At 65.1% G+C, this 21,710-nt stretch carries 16 protein-coding genes; 10 read left to right on the forward strand and 6 right to left on the reverse strand.

Going from position 1 to position 21,710, the window contains the following annotated elements; translation table 11 throughout:
- Positions 1-74: 74 nt before the first annotated feature.
- Complete coding sequence (locus BMZ70_RS18455) at positions 75-956, reverse strand: cobalamin-binding protein (RefSeq protein WP_092278124.1); 882 nt, start codon at positions 954-956, stop codon at positions 75-77.
- A complete protein-coding gene (locus BMZ70_RS18460) occupies positions 956-2,947 on the reverse strand; it encodes a TonB-dependent receptor (protein WP_092278126.1) in 1,992 nt (663 codons plus the stop codon). Before BMZ70_RS18460 ends, BMZ70_RS18455 begins: the two co-directional genes overlap by 1 nt.
- 272 nt (positions 2,948-3,219) lie before the next feature.
- On the opposite strand from BMZ70_RS18460, the gene BMZ70_RS18465 reads away from it, so the two are divergent.
- Complete coding sequence (locus BMZ70_RS18465) at positions 3,220-4,014, forward strand: DODA-type extradiol aromatic ring-opening family dioxygenase (RefSeq protein WP_092278128.1); 795 nt, start codon at positions 3,220-3,222, stop codon at positions 4,012-4,014.
- Positions 4,015-4,122: 108 nt separating this feature from the next.
- Here the strand turns inward: BMZ70_RS18465 and ylqF are convergent, their stop codons facing one another.
- The gene (gene ylqF, locus BMZ70_RS18470; RefSeq protein WP_092278130.1) at positions 4,123-5,073 is read right to left on the reverse strand and encodes a ribosome biogenesis GTPase YlqF; all 951 of its coding nucleotides are present in this window, start codon (positions 5,071-5,073) and stop codon (positions 4,123-4,125) included.
- 132 nt (positions 5,074-5,205) lie between these two features.
- On the opposite strand from ylqF, the gene BMZ70_RS18475 reads away from it, so the two are divergent.
- The 3 genes from BMZ70_RS18475 to BMZ70_RS18485 all read left to right on the forward strand — a co-directional run bounded on the left by BMZ70_RS18475 (position 5,206) and on the right by BMZ70_RS18485 (position 10,492).
- Entirely contained in the window at positions 5,206-7,194 is a 1,989-nt protein-coding gene (locus tag BMZ70_RS18475; protein WP_092278132.1) for an OPT family oligopeptide transporter, read from the forward strand.
- A gap of 56 nt (positions 7,195-7,250) precedes the next feature.
- A complete protein-coding gene (locus BMZ70_RS18480; RefSeq protein WP_092278134.1) occupies positions 7,251-9,233 on the forward strand; it encodes an alpha/beta hydrolase family protein in 1,983 nt (660 codons plus the stop codon).
- 92 nt (positions 9,234-9,325) lie between these two features.
- Entirely contained in the window at positions 9,326-10,492 is a 1,167-nt protein-coding gene (locus BMZ70_RS18485; RefSeq protein ID WP_092278136.1) for a zinc-dependent alcohol dehydrogenase, read from the forward strand.
- Here BMZ70_RS18485 and BMZ70_RS18490 read toward each other — a convergent pair.
- Positions 10,489-11,415, reverse strand: coding sequence for a histone deacetylase family protein (locus tag BMZ70_RS18490; RefSeq protein ID WP_092278138.1), 927 nt, complete (start codon positions 11,413-11,415; stop codon positions 10,489-10,491). The genes BMZ70_RS18485 and BMZ70_RS18490 overlap by 4 nt on opposite strands.
- Positions 11,416-11,483: 68 nt before the next feature.
- On the opposite strand from BMZ70_RS18490, the gene BMZ70_RS18495 reads away from it, so the two are divergent.
- The 5 genes from BMZ70_RS18495 to BMZ70_RS18515 all read left to right on the forward strand — a co-directional run bounded on the left by BMZ70_RS18495 (position 11,484) and on the right by BMZ70_RS18515 (position 17,390).
- Positions 11,484-12,404: an AAA family ATPase gene (locus BMZ70_RS18495; RefSeq protein ID WP_092278140.1), complete on the forward strand. Its 921-nt coding sequence runs from the start codon at positions 11,484-11,486 to the stop codon at positions 12,402-12,404.
- Between the two features lie 6 nt (positions 12,405-12,410).
- Positions 12,411-13,403, forward strand: a complete 993-nt coding sequence (locus tag BMZ70_RS18500) for a DUF58 domain-containing protein (RefSeq protein ID WP_092278142.1) — start codon at positions 12,411-12,413, stop codon at positions 13,401-13,403.
- Positions 13,400-15,490, forward strand: a complete 2,091-nt coding sequence (locus tag BMZ70_RS18505) for a transglutaminase TgpA family protein (protein WP_092278144.1) — start codon at positions 13,400-13,402, stop codon at positions 15,488-15,490. The genes BMZ70_RS18500 and BMZ70_RS18505 overlap by 4 nt, the downstream gene beginning before the upstream one ends.
- Positions 15,481-16,647, forward strand: a complete 1,167-nt coding sequence (gene mltB / locus BMZ70_RS18510; RefSeq protein WP_092278146.1) for a lytic murein transglycosylase B — start codon at positions 15,481-15,483, stop codon at positions 16,645-16,647. The genes BMZ70_RS18505 and mltB overlap by 10 nt, the downstream gene beginning before the upstream one ends.
- A gap of 395 nt (positions 16,648-17,042) precedes the next feature.
- Positions 17,043-17,390, forward strand: a complete 348-nt coding sequence (locus tag BMZ70_RS18515; RefSeq protein ID WP_092278148.1) for a hypothetical protein — start codon at positions 17,043-17,045, stop codon at positions 17,388-17,390.
- Positions 17,391-17,468: 78 nt separating this feature from the next.
- On the opposite strand, the gene cysM is transcribed toward BMZ70_RS18515, so the two are convergent.
- Positions 17,469-18,371, reverse strand: coding sequence for a cysteine synthase CysM (gene cysM, locus BMZ70_RS18520; RefSeq protein ID WP_092278150.1), 903 nt, complete (start codon positions 18,369-18,371; stop codon positions 17,469-17,471).
- Between the two features lie 145 nt (positions 18,372-18,516).
- Here cysM and BMZ70_RS18525 point away from each other — a divergent pair, with 145 nt between their 5' ends.
- Complete coding sequence (locus BMZ70_RS18525) at positions 18,517-20,286, forward strand: FAD-dependent oxidoreductase (RefSeq protein ID WP_092278152.1); 1,770 nt, start codon at positions 18,517-18,519, stop codon at positions 20,284-20,286.
- Here BMZ70_RS18525 and BMZ70_RS18530 read toward each other — a convergent pair.
- The gene (locus BMZ70_RS18530) at positions 20,255-21,667 is read right to left on the reverse strand and encodes a hypothetical protein (RefSeq protein WP_130301118.1); all 1,413 of its coding nucleotides are present in this window, start codon (positions 21,665-21,667) and stop codon (positions 20,255-20,257) included. The two genes, BMZ70_RS18525 and BMZ70_RS18530, sit on opposite strands and share 32 nt — an antisense overlap.
- Positions 21,668-21,710: the final 43 nt, after the last annotated feature.

Raw genomic sequence — 21,710 nt, forward strand, 5'->3', positions numbered from 1 at the left:
CAATAGTGAGATAAGTGGCAAACGCGGGGAGATTACCATTTTTTCCCGGCTTCGGCCTAGCTATTAAGCTGGCTTTAAGGCCGGCGCTTGCGGGCCGTCTCCAGTTTGTCACACAGGACGGTAATACCGTCGGCGATGCGCGGCGTGGCGCGCACCAGCAGTTCGCTGTCCAGCATGAACAGGTTGTCGCGCTGGACCGCCAGCAGGCCTTTGTACGGCTTCCAGATGTTGATGCCAGCCTGCGCATCATGCCGCTCGCCGCCGAGGATGGCTTCTGGATTTTCCTGCAACACCGCCTCGGTGCTGACCGAGGGTGCGGTCACTTTCAGGCCGGCGAATACATTGCGGCCGCCGCACACGCGCAGCGCGTCGGTGACGATATGTTCGCCGTTGAGGGTGAACAGCGGCTTCTCCCAGATCTGGTAGAACACCTTTACCGGCGAACGCTGGGCGTAGGCGGCGGACAGCTTGCCGATCTTCTGGCGATAGTCGCGCGCCGCCGCTTGCGCGGTGGCGTCGGTGGCCAGCAGTTGGCCGAGGCGCGTCAGGCTGGTGGCCACTTGGTCCAGCTTTTTCGGCTCGCTGTAGAAGATCGGGATGCCGAGGCTTTTCAGCTGCGCCAGCTGACGCTCGGTGTTCCCGGTCTGCCAGACCACCAGCAAATCCGGGCGCAGCGCCAGCAGGCGCTCCATGTCGATGGTGGCGTCGCTGCCGATGACCGGGATGCGCTTGGCCGCTTCCGGATAGTCGCTGTAGCTCATGGTGCCGACCACGCGCTCGCCGCCGCCCGCTGCGAACAGCAGTTCGGTGATGTGCGGCGCAGTCGAGATCACGCGCTGCGCCGGCTTGGCCAGCGTGACGGCGTTGCCGGCGTCATCCTGCACCGTGATCGCCGCACGCGCGCTGGCGACGGCGCCCACCAGCGCCAGCGCGCAGATCAAGACCGCGCGGCCCATCAGAACTCGTAGCGCGCCGAGATTTTCAGCTGGCGGCCGTTCGATGGGTAGATGCCCTTGTTAATACCACTGGTGCACGAATAGGCCTGCGAGTAGAAGTCCTTGTCCGTCAGGTTCTGCCCCGACACGGCCCATTCCCACTGGCCGAATTGGCGCGCATAGCGTGCATCCAGCGTGGCGAAGGATGGTATCTCGGCCTTGCACCGGTTGGCGAGGTCGTCGCCGTAGCGCTGCTTGTCGGTCCATTGCACGCCGACGTCGGCATTCTGGCCCTGGCCGGTCCAGGCCAGGCGTGCGGTCAGGGTGTTCTTCGGCACCAGCACCATTTCCTTGCCGTCGTTCGCGCCATCGCGGAACTTGGCCTGCACGTGCTGATAGTGGGCGCTGACGGCCCATGCGGCATTGATCTTCTGCTCCGCATCGAGCTCGAAGCCCTGGCGGCGGGTCGGATCCAGATTGGTGTTGGCGCCGAAGTTCACCGTTGGATCGTAGAAGATCTCATTGGTCAGGTTGTGACGGAACACGCGTGCGGTGATCTTTTGCAGCGCGTTGGCATAGCTCAGGCCCAGCTCCGCATCATGCGACTGCTGCGCCGCCAGCGGCTTGTTGACCTTCGGCGTCACCGCATTCTCATCCGAGTTGGCCACGCGGTAGCTCTGGCCCAGCTTACCGAACACGGTCAGGTCGGCAACCGGCATGTAGCTGGCTTGCAGCTCCCACGCGTTCAGGCCCTGCACCACGTTGTAGCCGGTGGTGGCGTAGTTGAGCGGATCGCTGAAATCCTTGTCGAAGATTTCGCGGCGCACGCCGGCCGAGATGCGGCCTTCATGCGCGGCGTCGAAACGCAGTTCGTCGCGCAGGTACAGCGCTTTGGATTTCTGTTCGGCGTCCGCTGCGGAATACGCGTAGCCGCCCGATGCGGCATCGGTGTTGCGCTCCCACTTGATGAAGTCCATGCCGGCCACCAGCTCATTCACCATGCCGTTGATGGCGCCCAGCTTGCGCACGCGCGGCGAAAACTGCCACTGCTTGCTCTCATAACGGCCGGTCGACACGCCGTATTCCGGCGATACATACAGCGACTCCACGGTTTTCTTGCGGTAGGACAGATCGGCGGCGAGATCGTGGCCGGCCACGCGGGTCTGGCCGAACACGGTCAGGCGGTCGCTGTCGAGCGAGCCGTTGTCGTTCGGCGTTTTGGTCTGGCGCGGGTTGGCGTTGAACTCCGCCTCCTTCAGTGCGCCGGCAAAGCGCATGTCCTGGCGCGCGCCTTCGTAGCGGAAGCCGATGCGGTCGAACTGGCCGGCGAACCACTGCGCGCCGCCGCTGAAGTTGGTCTGCTTGAATTCATTGTTGTCGCGGTAGTTGTCGCTGCGCTGGGTGTCGAGCGTGGCGTCGGCCGCGAAGTTGTCCCATGCCTGGGCGCCGGACAGGCGCACTTCGCCGGCGTGGAACTGGCCGCCTTCGACGAACATGCTGGCACGGCGGGTGTTGGCGGCCGCGCGCTTGGTGACGATGTTGATCACGCCGCCGGTGGCGCCGTCGCCGTACAGCACGCTGGCCCCGCCGCGCGTGATTTCGATGCGTTCCACGGTGTCGATCGGGATGGTCGACAGGATGGCGTTGCTCAGCTCATTTTCCGACAGGCGCACGCCGTCCAGCACGATCACCAGATTCTGGCTGCCGTTGGTGCCGAAGCCGCGCAGGTCAAGGCCGAAGTCGGGGCTGCCGTCCAGCGACTGGCGGCCATACACGCCGCCCACTTTGCGGATGGCCGCGTTGACGTCATTGACGCCGGCGCGGCGGATTTCGTCGGCGCTGATGATGGTGGCGCCGATCGGGGCCAGCGCTGGATCGGCGTCAAAGCGCGCGCCGGTCACAACCACGGAGGTCAGCGCCTGGCCGGCGGTGGCGACATCTTCGGCAAAGGCAGGAATGGTGAAGCACAGGGAGACAGCAGCGGCCAGCAGGCGCGGACGGGAGGAAATCATGGTGGTTATCGTTTTCTATAGAAGCCATCCGCCTGCGTCCCCGCAGGCTGGAAGCGTACGGAAGCTGTCTACGCAGCTTCCACCTTGTCTGGCCGGTATCCGGGCTGTACGGTTGCGGGGGCAGCACACCTTGGTTTGGTGTTTCCCTGGCGCCAGACGCCGGTATTATACTCCGGGCAAGATCATTCAGTTTTTAGATATGATCCATCTATATTTACAGCATTGATTGCGCAGGTATCGATGCTTATAGTGGGAAGTGAAAGGAACTCACCATGAAACTCCCTACTTACTTCTTGTCCCACGGCGGCGGCCCGTGGCCGTTCATGATGGACCAGGTCGGCCATTTGTACGGCAAGCTCGACGCCTCGCTGCGCGATATTCCGCGCCAGATCGGCGTGACGCCGAAAGCGGTGCTGGTGGTTACCGCGCACTGGGAAGGCCGTGAATTCATGCTGTCGTCGTCGGCCAAGCCGACTATGATTTACGACTACGGCGGCTTTCCGCCGCATACCTACGAGGTGCAGTACAGCGCGCCCGGTTCGCCGGAGCTGGCGGCGCAGGTGCAGCAGCTATTGCAGGCGGGCGGCCACAAGGCGCTGCTGGATCCGCAACGAGGTTTCGATCATGGTACGTTCAGCGCCATGTATCCGGTGTATCCGAAGGCCGATGTGCCGATCGTGCAGCTGTCGTTGAAATATGGGCTGGATCCGCAGACCCACCTGGAAGTGGGCCGTCTGCTGGCGCCTTTGCGCGAACAGGGCGTGCTGATTATCGGCAGCGGGCTGAGTTTCCACAACCTGCGCGCGTTCAATGCGGCGGGGGCGTCGGCGTCGCACGCATTCGACGGCTGGCTGCAGCAAACGATGGCGCTGCCGCCGCAGGAGCGCAGTGCGCAGCTGATGCAATGGGAACAAGCGCCGGCAGCGCGCATGGCGCATCCGCGCGAAGAACACTTGCTGCCGTTGATGGTGGTGCTGGGCGCGGCGGAAGATGAAGCCGCGCAGATGCCCTACCACGAAGACGCCTTCATGGGCGGCCTCGCAGTCAGCAGCTTCCGCTTCGGCTAGCCCCGTCATTCCGCCCATTGGGCGAAATGACTTCCGGCGCAGGCCGGAATCCATAGACCGCTTGCCAGGATGCTCAGCATGGATTCCGGCCTGCGCCGGAATGACAACCTAAGTTCCGCGCTTGCCGTTGGCGGCGGCTTTGGCTTTTTCGGCGGCGATGGCGGCTTTTTCGGCGGCCTTCACCGCCATCTCTTCGGCGTGCTGCGCGAGGCGCACGCCGCGCGTCTCCGGCGTCTCCAGCGAGATACGGCCCAATACGCCGCTGCGGTAGTCGCCCAAGAAGGTGTGCGCGGCCTTTTCGTAATCGAGGTCGCCGCCCTTCTGGCGGAAACCGCGCTTCATGCCCACGCCTTCCACCACGCCGATCGCATCGAACTTCTCGATCTCTTTAAAGCCATAGCGCGCCACCAGCAGTTCCGGGTAGTGCACCAGCAGTTCGCCGGCCAGGAACTCCGCCACTTCCTCTTCGATCAGCGCATTCGAACCAATCGCGTGGCTGGCGGCCAGCATCAGGCCATCGCTTGGCAGCGCGATCTTCGGCCACAGCATGCCCGGCGTGTCGACCAGAATCGTGTTCTTGTCGAGGTAAAGCTTCTGCTGCTGCTTGGTCACGGCCGGCTCGTCGCCCACCTTGGCCACGCGCTTTTTCAGCAGGGCGTTCATCAGCGTCGACTTGCCGACGTTCGGGATCCCCATGATCATGATGCGCAGCGGCTTGGTCGGCACGCCACGGTGCGGCGCCAGCTGCTTGGCCAGCTCCGGGATGCGCGCCACGTCGGCCGGCTTCTTGGTGGTCATGGCATACGCGGTCACGCCTTCCTGCGCGTTGTAGTACGCGGTCCAGGCGGCGGTGGCGGCCGGGTCGGCCAGGTCGATCTTGTTGAGGATCTTCAGGCACGGACGCTGGCGGAACTTGCGCAGTTCTTCCACCATCGGATTGGTGCTGGCCTCGGGCAGGCGCGCGTCCACCACTTCGATCACCAGATCGGTGTTCTCCATCTGCTCCGCCGCCTTTTTCCTGGCGGCGTTCATATGCCCTGGGTACCATTGTATCGACATGCTCTGACCTTCAAAATCGTTCTGACAACCCGCTATTTTACCTGCTAACCGGCGCGGGATTCGTTTATCATGGGGCGCGTCGTCCCATTAATTACACAAACAACAACTTACTACAACTCCGGAGTGCTGAAGATGAGCATAGCTGCACCGTCCAACCCGAAGGAAATCACCCTTCGCGGGATTATTCTGGGCATTCTGATTACGCTGGTATTTACCGCCGCCCAGGTCTACCTCGGCCTGAAAGTCGGCCTGACCTTCGCCACCTCGATCCCGGCCGCGGTGATCTCGATGGCGCTGCTCAGCGCGTTCAAGGATGCCACCATCCAGGAAAATAACATCGTCCAGACCATTGCCTCCGCAGCGGGCACCCTGGCCTCGGTGATTTTCGTCCTGCCCGGCCTGTTGATGATCGGCTGGTGGGCCCACGTGCCGTTCTGGCCGACCTTCGGCGCCTGCGCCGTCGGCGGCGTGCTGGGCGTGATGTACACGGTGCCGCTGCGCCGCGCGCTGGTGTCGCAGTCCGACCTGCCCTACCCGGAAGGCGTGGCAGCCGCTGAAGTGCTGAAGGTCGGCATGGCCTCGCGCGAAGGCGCGGCCGAAGGCAAGGCCGGCCTGCGCGCCGTGGTGTGGGGCAGCCTGACCTCGGCCCTGTTCGCCGCCGGCGCCGCCGCCAAGCTGATGGCCGGCGAAGTGGCGATCTATTTCCGCACCAGCAGCGTCGGCGCCACCGGCATCGGCGCTTCCAGCTCGCTGGCCCTGATCGGCGCCGGCCATCTGATGGGCATCACGGTCGGCATCGCCATGCTGGCCGGCCTGGTGATCGCCTGGGGCATCCTGGTGCCGTTGATGACGTCCCTGACGCCAGCGGCCGCCGACGTGGACGCCGCCGGCCACGCGCTCGGCATCTGGTCCAAGCAAGTGCGCATGATGGGCGCCGGTGTGATCGGCATCGCCGCCATCATCACGCTGGCCGGCCTGGCCAAGCCGATTCTCGGCGGCCTGAAGTCGGCGATGGACACCGCGCGCAAAGCCAAGCTGGAAGGCGCGGTGCTCGAGCGCACGGAAATGGACATGCCGATCTTCATCGTCGGCCTGGTGACCCTGATTTCGCTGGTGCCGGCCGGCTGGCTGCTGGCCAGCTTCCTGCAAGGCGGCCCGCTGGCCTCGCTGTCGGCGCCGCTGGTGGCGGTCGGCGTCGGCTACATCCTGGTCGCCGGTATTTTCGCCGCCGCCGTGTGCGGCTACATGGCGGGCCTGATCGGTTCGTCGAACTCGCCGGTGTCCGGCATCGCCATCCTGACCATCCTCGGCGCCGCGCTGAGCGTGGGCATGGTCGGCCGCAGCGTGATGGGCCCGGAAGTGGCGCAGGCGCTGATCGCCTACGCGCTGTTCGTCACCACCGTGGTGCTGGCCGTGGCCGTGATCGGCAACGACAACCTGCAGGATCTGAAGACCGGCCAGCTGGTCAACGCCACCCCGTGGAAGCAGCAGGTCGGCCTGCTGATCGGCGTGGCCGCCGGTTCCTGCGTGGTGCCGCCGGTGCTGGAACTGCTGAATCACGCCAACGGTTTCGTCGGCGCGCCGAATCTCGATTCGATCTCGGACCAGCCGCTGGCCGCGCCGCAGGCGCTGCTGATCTCGACGCTGGCCAAGGGCGTCATCGGCGGCAACCTGCAGTGGGACTTGCTCGGCTACGGCGTGCTGATCGGCCTGGCGCTGGTGCTGATCAACTTCGCGCTGAAGAAGTCGAGCAACAACAAGTACAGCCTGCCGCCGCTGGGCGTGGGCCTGGCGATCTACCTGCCAAGTGCGGTCATCACCCCGGTGGTGATCGGCGCCATCACCGGCTACCTGTTCGACCGCGCGGTCGAGAAGAAGGCCGGCGGCGAGGCGGCCAAGCGCATCGGCGTGCTGGTGATGTCCGGCTTCATCGTCGGCGAGAGCCTGTTCAACGTGGCGCTGGCCGGCCTGATCGTGTTGTCGGGCAAGGGCGAGCCGCTGGCGATTGCCAACGGCATGGGCGAAGGCCAGACCATGACCATCGCGCTGATCGTCGGCACCGCCATCGTGTGGGGCTTGTACCGCTGGTCGGCCAAGAACGGCCAGGCCGTGCAGGGTTGATAGACAAATAGTTGCCTGGCCTCTATGATTGCCAAATACGCAATCATAGAGGCCACATGAAAACATCCCTTTCCCTGCTGTTTTGCGCGCTGCTGGCCACCGGCGCGCAGGCCGCCGCGCCCGCCGCCGAACAATTTTTCCAGACCACGCAACTCGATCACGTCAGCCTGTCGCCCAAGGGCGGCTATGTGGCGGCGGTCGCCGCCCTGCCCAAGGGCGAGTCGGCGCTGCTGGTGCGCGACACCCGCGACCTGTCCAAATTCAAAGTGATCGTCAAGACCTCCGACCAGCAAGTCATCTCGGCGGTCCACTGGGTCAATGAAAACCGCATCGGCTTCACCTTCAAGAACCTGCGCATCGAGTTCGAGGGCAATCTCGACGAGATGGCGGCCGACCGCGATGGCAGCAACCTGACCCACCTCATCAGCGGCAACTGGGAGCACAACCGCGAGAGCACCGGCAGCATGATCAAGGCGCGCGTGCTGACCGCCGACTATGCGTTCTTCGACGTCGCCCACGACGGCTCGGACGATATCCTGGTCGAGAAGTACAGCTGGAACAATATCGACAGCACGCCCGACCGCTCCTACCTGTTCCGCCTCAATACCCGCACCCGGCAGCTGAGCGAGGTGCTGGACCGCTCCCTGCCCGACTCGGTGCAGGACTGGCTGACCGACGCCCGCGACCTGCCGCGCGTGGGCACCGCGCGCCGCCAGGGCCGCTGCACCAGCTTTTACCGCGCCGCTCTGGGCGCGCCGTGGCAGGAGCTGGACAGCGGCGAGTGCTTCGGCGGCCGCAACTTCACGCCGCTGTTCTTCGACGGCGACGACACGCTGTACGTGCGCGCCAGCCACAAGGGCTACGGCGCGCTGTTCCGCTACGACCTGAAGGCGATGAAGATGGCGGACGCGCCCTTCATCTCGCTGCCGGGCTTCGATTTCGAGGGCGCGCCGGAAATCGACATCCCCAGCGGCCGCCTGCTGGGCATCCACCTGCAGACCGACGCCGGCGTCACCCACTGGTTCCATCCGCAGCTGAAGGCCGAGCAAGCCAGGATCGACGCCCTGCTGCCCGGCACCACCAACACCATCCGCTGCGCCGCCGACTGCCTGGCCACGCCGGTGCTGCTGGTGGCGGCCTCGTCGGACCGGCAGCCGACGCACTACGTGATCTACCAGCGCGCCAGCGGCACGCTGGTGAGCATGGGCTCGGAGCATCCCGACATCGACGCCGCACAAATGGGCCTGCGCGACTTCCACCGCTACCGCGCGCGCGACGGCCGCAGCATCCCGGCCTATGTCACGCTGCCGCCCGGCCCGGCCAGCGGCCCGCGCCCGGCGGTGGTGCTGGTGCACGGCGGCCCCAATGTGCGCGGCACGTACTGGGACTGGGACGCCGAAGCGCAATTCCTGGCCACGCGCGGCTATGTGGTGATCCAGCCCGAGTTCCGTGGCGGCACCGGCTTCGGCGCCGACCATTTCAACGCCGGCCTGAAGCAATGGGGCATGGCCATGCAGGACGACCTGGCCGACGCCGCGCAGTGGGCGGTCAAGCAAGGCTGGGCCGATCCCAAGCGCATCGCCATCATGGGCGCCAGCTACGGCGGCTATGCCACGCTGATGGGCCTGATCAAGGAGCCGCAGCTGTTCCGCTGCGGCGTGGAATGGGCCGGCGTGACCGACATCGGCCTGCGTTTCAGTTCGCCGCACTCGGACGCCTCGCGCGAAGTGCTCAACTATTCGCTGCGCACCCTGATCGGCGATCCCGACAAGGATGCGGAACTGTTCCGCAAGTATTCGCCGCTGGTGCGCGCGGCCGAGCTGAAACAGCCGCTGCTGATGGCGCACGGCGCCGAGGACAAGCGCGTGACGCTGGAGCACGCCACCCGCTTCCATGACGCCGTCCAACAGCACAATAAAAACGTCGAGTTCATCACCTATCCGAACGAGGGCCACGGCTGGCGCCACGAGGACAACCGCATCGCCTTCTGGCGGCGGGTCGAGACTTTCCTCGACAAGAACCTCAAGCAGGCCGACTAGGCCTATTCCTACCCGCGCAAGGCCGGTGCACCGACAGCACGCGCCGGCCATGCGCGGCATGATGGGGCTCCACTCTTCCACGGAGGCCTGCCATGCGCGCTCTTGTCTATCACTCGGCCCATGAGGTCAAGGTCGATACGGTTCCCGATCCCATCTTGCAGGAAGCCGACGACGTCATCATCCGCATCACCGCCACCGCCATCTGCGGCTCCGACCTGCACCTGTATCGCGGCAAGGTGCCCGGCATGAAGAGCGGCGACATCCTCGGCCACGAATTCATGGGCGAGGTGGTCGACACCGGCAGCGGCGTGACCGCGCTGCAGAAGGGTGACCGCGTGGTGGTGCCGTTCGTGATCGCCTGCGGCAGCTGCCACTTCTGCGACATGGCGCTGTATTCGGCCTGCGAGACCACCAATCCCGATCGCGGCACCATCATGAATAAAAAATCGCTGCGTCCCGGCGCCGCGCTGTTTGGCTTTAGCCACTTCTATGGCGGCGTGCCGGGCGGCCAGGCCGAGTATGCGCGGGTGCCGAAGGCGAATGTAGGACCGATCAAGATTCCCGATGCGCTGACCGACGAGCAGGTGCTGTTCCTCAGCGATATCCTGCCGACCGGTTATCAGGCGGTGCTCAACGCCAACGTCAAACCCGGCAGCTCAGTGGCGATTTTCGGCGCCGGCCCGGTCGGCCAGATGGCGGCCGCTTGCGCGCGCATGCTGGGCGCCGAGACCGTCTTCATGGTCGATCACCATGCCTACCGGCTGGGGTTCGCGCGCGACGCCTATGGCGTGATTCCGATCGATTTCGACCAGGCCGACGCTGCCGAGGTGATCATCAGCCATACCGCCAACCGTGGCGTCGACGCGGTGATCGACGCGGTCGGCTTCGAGGCCAAGGGCAGCACGCTGGAAACCGCGCTCACCAACCTGAAGCTGGAAGGCAGCAGCGGCGCCGCGCTGCGCCAGTGCATCGCGGCGGTGCGGCGCGGCGGCATCGTCAGCGTGCCGGGCGTGTATGCCGGCTTTATCCACGGCTTCCTGTTCGGCGACGCCTTTGAAAAAGGCATCACCATCCGTGGCGGCCAGACCCACGTGCAGCAGCACATGCCGCTGCTGCTGGAACGCATCGGGGAAGGCAAGCTGCAGCCGGAAGCGATCATCACGCACCGCCTGCCGCTCGAGCAGGCTGCGCATGGCTATCACCTGTTCGATAAAAAAGAGGAAGATTGCCGCAAGGTGATCCTGCGGCCCGGCGCCTAAATCTCGGCCAGCGCCTTGAGGTGGGCCACCACGCTGCGGCCCAGCGCCGACAGGTTGTAGCCGCCTTCGAGGCAGCTGACGATGCGCCCTTGCGCGTGCTGGCGCGCCACTTCCATCATCTGCTCGGTCATCCACGCATAGTCGGCTTCCACCAGGCCCATGCCGCCGATATCGTCCTCGCGGTGGGCGTCGAAGCCGGCCGAGATGAAGATCATTTCCGGCTTGAAGGCGTGCAGCGCCGGCAGCCATTGCTCCGTCACGATCCGGCGCACCACGTCGCCCTTGGTGTGGGCCGGCACCGGCACGTTGACTTGATTGGCGGTGATCGGCTGCGGCTCGCTGTACGGGTACAGCGGGTGCTGGTAGAAGCTCACCATCAGCGCGCGCGGCTCGTCGATAAACGCTTCCTCGGTACCATTGCCGTGGTGGACGTCGAAGTCGACGATGGCCACGCGCTTCAGGCCGCGCACCTCCAGCGCATGCTTGGCCGCCACCGCCACGTTGTTGAACAGGCAGAAGCCCATCGGCTCGATCGGACGCGCATGGTGGCCCGGCGGGCGCACCGAGCAGAAGGCGTTGTTGATTTCGCCGTCGAGCACGGCGTTGGTCGCGGCCACGGCGGCGCCGGCGGCGCGCTGGGCGGCGCGCCAGCTCCAGGCGTTGAGCGAGGTGTCGGCGTCCAGCGGGTAGCACTCGCCTTCTTCCGGCACGTTGTCGCGCACGATGGCGATGGCGTTGCGCGAGTGGTTGCGCTCCAGGTCGGCGATATCGACCAGCGGCGCTTCGCGGTGCTCAAGCAGGTCGCTGATGTGCGAACCGATCAGCTGGTCGGCGATGGCTTGCAGGCGCGCCGGTGATTCAGGGTGCCAGTCGCCCATGTCGTGGCGCTGGCAATCGGGATGGCTGTAGATGGCTGTGGTCATGTTATTTTTACTGCTGCGAGCTGTTTCTCGCATAGAATCCCCTCAGGCGCTAATCTACCATACATATCATGACCGCAAAATTGCACGCCGTGGCCCGGCAGGTGGGCGAGATCATCGTCGGCAAGGAGCTGCAGATCCGCCAGGCGCTGACCTGCCTGCTGGCCGGCGGCCATTTGCTGGTGGAGGATGTGCCGGGCGTGGGCAAGACCACGCTGGCGCATGCGCTGGCGGTGTCGCTCGGCCTGCGCTTCAACCGCATCCAGTTCACCAGCGATCTGCTGCCGGCCGATGTCAACGGCATTTCGATTTTCGAGCGCGAGAGCAATGGCTTTGTGTTCCATCCGGGGCCGATTTTCACCCAGGTGCTGCTGGCCGATGAAATCAACCGCGCCACGCCCAAGACCCAATCCGGCTTGCTGGAAGCAATGGAGGAACGCCAGGTCAGCGCCGACGGCGTCACGCGCGCGCTGCCGGAACCGTTCTTTGTGATCGCCACCCAGAATCCGACCCATCAAATCGGCACCTTCCCGCTGCCGGAGTCGCAGCTGGACCGCTTCCTGATGTGTCTTTCGCTCGGCTATCCCGATGCGGCGGCCGAACGCGCGCTGCTGATGGGCGAGGACCGGCGCCTGCTGCTCAAGTCGCTGCCGGCGGCCATGACGCCGGCCGAACTGGCGCAGGCGCAGCAAGGGCTGCGCCAGATCCACGCCTCGGCCGCCCTGATCGATTATGTGCAGGCGCTGGCGGCCGCCTCGCGCCAGAACGGCATGTTTGCCGAGGGCCTGAGCCCGCGCGCGGCGATCGCGCTGTTGCAGGCGGCGCGCGCCTGGGCCGCGCTGGAAGGCCGCGACCATGTGCTGCCGGAAGATGTGCAGGCGGTGCTGGTGCCGGTGTGCGCGCATCGCCTGCGGCCCTTGAAATCGGCGCACGGCGTGGCGCTGGCCAGCCGCGACCTGGTGTTGCGGCTGCAAGAGTCGGTGCCGGTGTAGGCCATCATGGTGGCGGCGCTGCAAGCCTTGTACCGCAAGGGCCGCGACCAGTGGCTGTTCCAGTTGCGCGACGCCGAAGCGGGCACGGTGACGCTGACCAATCGCCGCGTGTTCATCGTGCCGACCCGCGCCGGACTGGCGTTTGCGGTGCTGCTGCTGGTGATGCTGATCGGCGCCCTCAATTACAGCCTGGGCCTGGGCTTTGCGCTGACCTTTTTTGCCGCCGCCTGCGCCGTGGCCGATATGGTGCTGACCGCGAAAAACCTGGCGCAGCTGCAGCTGGCGCCGGGCCGCGCGCAGCCGGTGTTTGCCGGCGAGGAGGCGCAGTTCGAGCTGCATCTGCTGAACCGCAGCAAGCAGGATCGCTATGCGGTGTGGCTCGGCTTCCAGGCCGACGGCGAGCCGCGCCATGTGACCGACGTGGCGGCCGGCGGCAGCAGCGCGGTGCTGCTGGCGGCGCGCAGCAGTGAGCGCGGCTGGCTGACGGCGCCGCGCGTGCGGCTGGTGACGCGCTTTCCCCTTGGGCTGTTCCGCGCCTGGGCCTATTGGCGGCCGGATGCGCAGGTGCTGGTGTATCCGGCGCCCGAGCTGCCGGCGCCGCCGCTGCCGTCCAGCGGCGCGGCCAGCGAGGATGGGCATGGCACGGTGGGGCTCGACAATTTCGCCGGCATCCGCAGCTACCAGCCCGGCGATCCGCTCAAGCATCTGGCGTGGCGGCAGATCGCGCGCCACGATCCGGCGCTGGGCGGGCAACTGGTGAGCAAGCATTTCGAGGGCGGCGCGGTGGCCGAGCTGTGTCTTGATTTTGCGGCGCTGCCGCTGCACGGCGATCTGGAACAGAAGCTGGCGCGCATGGCCAGCTGGGTGCTGCAGGCGGAGCAGCGCGCCCTGCCCTATCGCTTCCGGCTGGCGCAGCACGACTACGGTCCCGCGCTCGGCGACGCCCACCGCGCCGCCTGCCTGCGCGCGCTGGCGCTGTTCGGCAAGGAGGGGCAATGAGCGACACGCTACCGCCCACGCCGATGCCGCCACGCGGCGCTGCCGCCGGCGCGGCGGGACTCGGCGCGCGCTTTGCGCTGCGGCTGACGCGCGACAAGTCGGACACGCTGTTGCTGCTGGTGGCCGCGCTGATGGTGCTGGCGCCGCACGCGGCGCACCTGCCGCTGTGGATCAGCGCCCTGGCCGGCGTCACGCTGCTGTGGCGCGCCGCCATCACCTGGCTGGGCAAGCGCATGCCGCCGGTGTGGCTGCTGGTGCCGGTCGCGCTGGCGGCGATGGCGGGCGTCTACCTCACCTTCCGCACCCTGCTCGGCCGCGACGCCGGCGTCGCCATGCTGGTGTTGCTGCTGGCCTTCAAGCTGCTGGAAATGCACGCGCGGCGCGACCTGTTCGTGGTGATCTTCCTCAGCTTCTTCGTGCTGTTGACCAGCTTCCTGTATTCGCAATCGATCCCGGCCGCGCTGTACGTGGCGCTCACCCTGGTGGTGCTGCTGACCGCCCAGCTGACCTTCCAGTACACCGGCGTGGTGCCGCCGCTGCGCCAGCGCCTGCGCACCAGCGCCCAGCTGTGCCTGCTGGCCGCGCCGCTGGCGGCGCTGCTGTTCGTTGGCTTCCCGCGCCTGCAAGGCCCGCTGTGGGGCCTGCCCGGCGACGCGCTGGGCGGCAAGACCGGCCTCAGCGACACGATGGCGCCCGGCACCCTGTCCTCGCTGGCGCAATCGGACGAGGTGGCGTTCCGCGTGCGCTTCCTCGATCCGGGCCCGGCGCCGGCCCAGCCGCAGCTGTACTGGCGCAGCATCGTGCTGGGCGACTACGACGGCCGCACCTGGACCCGGGTGCCGCGCAAGCGCGGCCTGCAGCGGCTCGATATCGCCATCCGGGCGCGCGGCGCGCCGGTGCACTACGAAACCATCCTCGAAGCCAGCAACACCCGCTGGCTGGCGCTACTGGAGCTGGCCGCGCCGCAGGTCCAGCTGCCCGGCCACCGCCTGCGCGACAGCGACGAAATGGAGTTGTACACCGCCGATCCGGTCGAGCGCCGGCTGCGCTTTCGCGCCAGCGCCTATCTTGACGTCACGCTGCAGGCCGGCGAGCAGCCCGAACGCATGGCGCGCTGGCTGGAACTGCCGGCCGGCTACAACCCGCGCACGCTGGCGCTGGCGCAGCAGCTGCGCGCCAGCCTGCCCGGCGCCGACGCCCGCCAGCTGAGCCAGGCGGTGCTGATGCGCTTTCGCACGCAAAACTACAGCTACACGCTGGAGCCGCCGCTGCTGGGCCGCGACGCGGTCGACGACTTCCTGTTTGGCAGCCGCGCCGGCTTTTGCGAGCACTACGCCGGCGCCTACGTGGTGCTGATGCGGGCGCTGGGCGTGGCGGCGCGCGTGGTGACCGGCTACCAGGGCGGCGAACGCAATCCGGTCGACGGCTATGTCACGGTGCGCCAGTCCGATGCCCACGCCTGGGCCGAGATCTGGACCGCGCAGCACGGCTGGCAGCGGGTCGACCCGACCGCCGCCGTGGCGCCCGCGCGCATCCAGCGCAGCCTGGCGCGCGCGCTGCCGCGCCCGTCAGGCTTCGCCGGCTTCGGCGGGTTTGCCCTGGCGCCGCTGCTGAACCTGCAGAACGATCCCGATTCGTGGCTGGCGCAACTCAGATACAACTATGCGGCGTTGAATAATTCTTGGAATCAATGGGTACTGGATTACAATCCAGAGAGGCAGCGAAGTTTCCTCGAAGAACTAGGCGCCGCCTTCGGCAACTGGCGCAGCGCGCTGGGCGCGGCGCTGGTGGTGGGCCTGCTGTGGCTGCTGCGCTGGCGCCGCCGCCAGCGCCCGGCCGATCCGCTGGACGGCTTGTACGCGGCGTTTTGCCGCCAGCAGGCGCGCCACGGGATCGCGCGGCGGCCCAGCGAAGGCCCGCACAGCTATGCGGCGCGCCTGCGGGCGATGCCGGCCAGCGAGGAAAAACATGCTGCGATGGACCAGTTTTTACACCTGTACGGTAGGCTGAAGTATGGCGCCGGCGGGACCGAATCACGTCATGCGTCGCTGGCGACGCTGAAAACACTGCTATCTTTATGCCGATGAAAAACCTGATTACCGCCCTGCTGCTCGGCGCTGCAGCAACCGCCACCGCTACCAGCCACGCCGCCGTCGATCCCTACGGCTACACGCTGCCGCCCAGCATGCAGAAAAAGAAAAAGCCGGCCGCGCCCAAGAAAAAGGCCGCGCCGGCGGTCGACTATGTCGGCGAATACGTCAACTTCGGCGACTGGAAGGACGTGCGCGCCTTCCTCGACGAGCTCGCCGCGCGCGACGGTTTCGACCGCGCCGAACTCAATGCGCTGATGGCGCAGGTGCGCTTTGTCGACGCGGCGGTGCAGCTGGTGAAGCCGGCGCCGCCGGGCAAGCCGAAGAACTGGCAAGCCTACAGCAAGCTGATGATCGACCCGGTGCGCATCGACGCCGGCGTCAAGTTCTGGAACGAGAACAGCGAGGCGCTGCAGCGCGCCGAATCGCTGTACGGCGTCCCGGCCGATATCCTGGTCGGCATCATCGGCGTGGAAACCGTGTACGGCCGCAACACCGGGCGCTTCCGCGTGCTCGATGCGCTGACCACGCTGGCGTTCTCGTATCCGGAAGCGCCGCAGCGGCGCGAGCGCATGGCATTCTTCCGTGGCGAGCTGGAAGCGACGCTGCTGTTCGCGCGCCAGACCGGCATCGACCCGCTGTCGCTGAAAGGCTCGTTTGCCGGCGCCATCGGCATGCCGCAATTCATGCCCAGCAGCGTGATGAAATACGCGGTCGACTTTGACGGCAGCGGCAAGATCGACCTGCTGGCCTCGAGCACCGACGCCATCGGCAGCGTGGCCGCCTTCCTGGCCGGCCACGGCTGGCAGCGCGAGCAGACCGGCCCGCTGGTGTATGCGGCCACGGTCTCGCCCAACCGCGCGTGGGAGCCGATGATCAACCAGGGCCTGGTGGCCAAGTACCGCGTGCCGGAACTGGGCGCGGCCGGCGTGACCCCGGCGGCGCCGGCGCCGGACCAGCTGTACGGCCTGGTCGATTTGCAGAACGGCGCCGAGCCGACCGAGTACTGGCTGGCCAACGCCAATTTCTTTGCCATCACGCAGTACAACCGCAGTTATTTCTATGCGATGTCGGTGGTGGAGCTGGGGCAGGCGATCAGGCAAGCGCGCGGCGCGGCGGCGGCGCCAGTGGCGGGAATGACTTCAGGAATGTAAGCAAGCGTAAAAAACTTTGTACCGTGGGCAAGCCCACGGTATGGTTTAGTTGATACTCGGAAATAGTCTGGCTGTAGGCGACTTTACAACGAAATTGCTATAGAATTAACTTTAACCGTTAATTAAAAGTGCGCACAAGCAGCATAACATAGCAGACGGTGTATAATTCTCACACAATGTTGCAGTCGGACAACAATACCCTGCGGGAAGTGTGTTTTTTTTATTGCTGCTAAGTATTAGATTGAAGACTGTTGTACAATTGTGTAGATATTATGAAACTTGTTATCCTGGAACCCGTGTCCGTGTGTGAGTGCTCCTGGTAAGGATGGACATAGACGCAGCAAAGCCCCGAGTGTTGTACTTTGCAGGACAACTTTACAGAAGGAAAAGACGACATGACAAACCAAGTCGGCATAGACATGAACAACGATGCGGATGGCGATGATCTGCTGCAATACAATCCCAACCGCCTGCTCGACACCCTGATCGAGAACCTGCGTCTGAAAAACGATGCGGCACTGTCGCGCGCACTGGAAGTGGCGCCGCCGGTGATCAGCAAAATCCGTCACCACCGCCTGCCGGTCGGTGCTTCGCTGCTGATCCGCATGCATGAAGTATCGGACCTGAGCATTCGCGACCTGCGTTACTTGATGGGCGACCGCCGCAACAAGTTCCGCATCAGCGACAAGCAATTCAAGCCTAAAGAAGGCGAAACCCCAGGCGGCGGCAATAACAACGGCTAATCCAGCCGGCGTTCGCCACTGAACGGTGCCCCCGTTTCCTCTTGAGGGAACGGGGGCACCGTGCGTTTGGCCGTTCGGTTATGCCGGGAACACGCCGGTGGACAGGTAGCGGTCGCCACGGTCGCAGACGATGAACACGATGGTGGCGTTTTCCACCGTGTTCGAAATGCGCAGTGCGATCTCGCAGGCGCCGGCGGCGGAGATGCCGCAGAAAATGCCTTCCTCGGCCGCCAGCCGGCGCGCCATGCGCTCGGCCGCCGCCTGCGACACGGCTTCCACGCGGTCGACGCGCGAGCGGTCGTAGATTTTCGGCAGGTAGGCTTCCGGCCACTTGCGGATGCCCGGAATCGACGAGCCCTCTTCCGGCTCGGCGCCGATGATCTGCACCTCGGGATTTTGCTCCTTCAGATAGCGCGAGGTGCCCATGATGGTGCCGGTGGTGCCCATCGCGCTGACGAAGTGGGTGATGCGGCCGTCGGTGTCGCGCCAGATTTCCGGTCCCGTGCTTTCATAGTGGGCGCGGGCATTGTCCTGGTTGCCGAACTGGTCCAGGATGATGCCCTTGCCGTCCTTCTGCAATTGCTCGGCCATGTCGCGCGCGTACTCCATGCCGCCGGTTTTCGGCGTCAGCATGATTTGCGCGCCGTAGGCGGCCATGCTCTGGCGGCGCTCGACGCTGAGGTTTTCCGGCATCAGCAGCAGCATCTTGTAGCCACGGATGGCGGCCGCCATCGCCAGCGCGATACCGGTGTTGCCGCTGGTGGCCTCGATCAGCGTGTCGCCCGGCTTGATGTCGCCGCGCTCCTCGGCGCGCTTGAGCATGGACATGGCGGCGCGGTCCTTGACCGAGCCGGCCGGGTTGTTGCCTTCCAGCTTGCCGAGGATGATGTTGTTGCGGGCCGCCGCGTCGGCGCCGGGCAGGCGCACCAGCTGCACCAGCGGCGTGTTGCCGATCGTGTCTTGCAGAGTCTTGTAAGCCATCGTGTTCTTGTTTGAGTTCGCCAAAACAAACATTTTAGCCGAGTTGACAGAAAGCGTACGGCTCCGCCTTAAGACTTTGGACGGGGGCGGCCGCTTGCGCTAGACTGGCAACACTTGTGCAACCATCTTCATCTCCGGAATCCTCATGGCCACCTCCCCTTCCGACCTGCTGCCCGAACTGACTCCGGACGAACCATCGCTGGCCACCGCCCACAATCTCGAGCAGCGCCACCACCAGATGTTCCCCACGCTGAATGCGGCCGACATCCGCCACATGCAGCGTTTCGGCCATGTGGCCTGCTTCCGCGATGGCGAGATGATCTTCGAGGCCGGCAAGACCAGCTTCGGCCTGATGCTGGTGCTCAAAGGCGGGATCCGGGTCGAGCGCTATGATGGCCTGGGCAACAGCTCCTACGTGACCACCCACCAGGTCGGCCAGTTCAGCGGCGAAGTGGCGCAGCTGTCGGGCCGGCCGTCGCTGGGCAACGGCTACGCGGTGGACGAGGTGGAAGTGCTGGTGGTGCCGTCGGAATCCTTGCGCGCGCTGCTGGTGGCGCACGCCGAGCTGGGCGAGCGCATCGTGCGCGCGCTGATCCTGCGCCGCGTCGGCCTGATCGAACAGGGTTCGGGCGGGCCGGTGATCGTCGGGCCGCGCGGGCATGGCCGCATCCACACCTTGCAAACCTTCCTGGCCGCCAACGGCCATCCGCATACCGTGCTCGATCCCGAGCATGACAAGCAGGCTGCCGACTTGATGGCGCACTACCAGCCGCGCGCGGAGGAACTGCCGCTGGTGGTGTGTCCGGACGGCGTGGTCAAGAAAAACCCGAGCGTGGTCGAGATCGGCCGCTGCCTCGGCATGCTGCCCGAACTCGATGGCGACAAGGTGTGGGACGTGATCGTGGTCGGGGCCGGGCCGGCGGGATTGGCGACGGCGGTGTACGCGGCGTCCGAAGGCTTGTCGGTGCTGGCGCTGGAAACGCGCGCCTATGGCGGACAGGCTGGCGCCAGCGCGCGCATCGAGAACTACCTCGGCTTCCCGACCGGCGTGTCGGGCCGTGCGCTGGCAGGACGGGCCTACGTGCAGGCGCAGAAATTCGGTGTCGAGATCGCGATTCCGGCGCCGGCCGGACGCTTGATTTGCGATACCTATCCGCTGCAAGTGGAAATGTGCGGCAGTCTGCAGCACCTGAAGGCGCGCACCGTGGTGCTGTCGTGCGGCGCGCGTTATCGCCGGCCGTCGCTGGCCAACCTCAAACAGTTCGAGGGCAAGGGCGTGTACTACTGGGCCTCGCCGGTCGAGGCCAAACTGTGCAAGACGGAAGAAATCGTGCTGGTCGGCGGCGGCAACTCGGCAGGACAGGCGGCGGTGTTCTTGTCGGGCTATGCGTCCAAGGTGCACATGCTGATCCGCAAGGAGAGCTTGTCGTCCACCATGTCGAGCTATCTGATCGAGCGCATCCAGGCTACGCCGAATATCGAGCTGCATACCTGCACCGAAATCATCGCGCTGGAAGGCGATGAGGATGGCCTCAAACAAGTCCGCATCCGCAACGCCAAGACCGAGGAGGAATGCGACTACGACGTGTGCCGCGTGTTCCTGTTCATCGGCGCCGATCCGAACACCGGCTGGCTCAGCGACTGCGGCGTCGACGTTGATCCGCATGGCTTCATCCGCACCGGCTTTGATGTGACCAAGGCGCAGTGCCGCGCCAACTTCGCCAACGGCGTGTACCCCAAAGACCTGCCCTCGCGTGCGGCGCTGGAAACCAGCGTGCCAGGCGTATTCGCGATCGGCGACGTGCGCGCCACCTCCACCAAGCGCGTCGCCGCCGCCGTCGGCGAAGGTGCCGCCGTAGTCTCGCAAATCCACCAGTTCCTGGCTAACTTGCCGCTTGATAAAGTACGGAATTAAGCGCTTGCAGGCGCTGCGGGTGCGCCACCAGCAATTGATTAAAGAAAGTAGCGGCTGGCTTGGAAGTCAGAAATGCCAGCTGCTCTTTGTCAGGATAGACGTACCATTCATTGGACCTCAGCCAAGCTCCCAACGCATAGTCCAGACCAAGTCGGCATGCCTGCTCGGCGCCATGCAACACACCGGCTCTGGCCAGGCATTCCAGCCAGTTCCATTTATTGGTTTCAGCCAGGCGCAAATAAAAAGCAATATCATCACTGGTCTCCAGCGCATCGCGAATGGCAGCAAACGCAATATAGGCGCCCTGCCTGCGAACCAATTGCGTCGCGAATTTTCGCGGACCTGCCGCAGGGTCGCACATGGCTGCCAGCGCGATCGCATCTTTGTCCTTTTCGGCCAGCTTGAACCACGCTGCCCGCGCGGCCATCCTCACGCTGGGATACTCACTCGACTGATAAGACTTCACCAGCTCCACATCAGCAGGATTACGCAAGGCTGCGAGTTCGGCCAGGCAAATGCGAACACGCTGCGTGGTGTGCGGCCCTTGCTGCACTAGCTTGTGATAATGCGCACGCACGTCCAAGCCTGCGGCCAACAAATAATTCACAGCAACGTAGCGAACCGATGGCTGTACTTCCAGTAACGCAGCAATAGCAAGCTCCTCGCGCGGCTCACTCTCCATGTTCAGCAACTTTCTCATTGCGATCGCTCGAATTGCACCAAACCGCGAGCGCACCGCCGACCGATAAAAGGCACTCTGCAATTCAGACGTTAATCTCGAACATAATTCCACCGCACGACGGGCCAGCACGATATCGTCATTGCGATCCGAGATCAGTGCTATCAACGCGGGCGCATCAAGCAAGTTGTGCTTGTCCAGCACATGCACGCAGGCGCGTGCCACCTTGATATCAGACTCGCGCGCTCCCACACAGATGTCATCGATAGTCGCGGTTCGAATCAGCGCCAGCTCAAACTGCTCCAGCCACGCGGCGTAGTCGCCTCGCCCTGCGCTGTGCAGGCGCAAGATCAGCGGCATTGCCGCCAACAACTGCGCCGTAGGCAACAAAGGCAGCAGTCTCATCAAGGCAGTACGGGCCACGGCTTGTACTTGCGGGACCCAATCATTCAACCGCTCCAACACAGCTGGCAATAGCTCCGGCAACGCCAACTCTGCGATACGGTGCAGCACCGCTTCGCGCACATAGCCAGAAGGATGGGCCGCAGATTGCAACAGGAAGTCTGCCGATTTAGAATTGCAGACTTTCTCCAAAAGATGTTGGTAAGGCGAAATAGGCGCTGGAGTTGGAGTTGGAGTTGGAGTTGGGGCCGAAGCTGGAACTGGCTTTTCGCGGCTGAATAAGGTTCGGAATATCTTCATACATCCAGCATAACATCAGTTCAGTGCCTTGCTGCTCGACAAG

Origin of the sequence: Duganella sp. CF402, from assembly GCF_900109645.1 — a bacterium.
Taxonomy (GTDB): domain Bacteria; phylum Pseudomonadota; class Gammaproteobacteria; order Burkholderiales; family Burkholderiaceae_D; genus Rugamonas.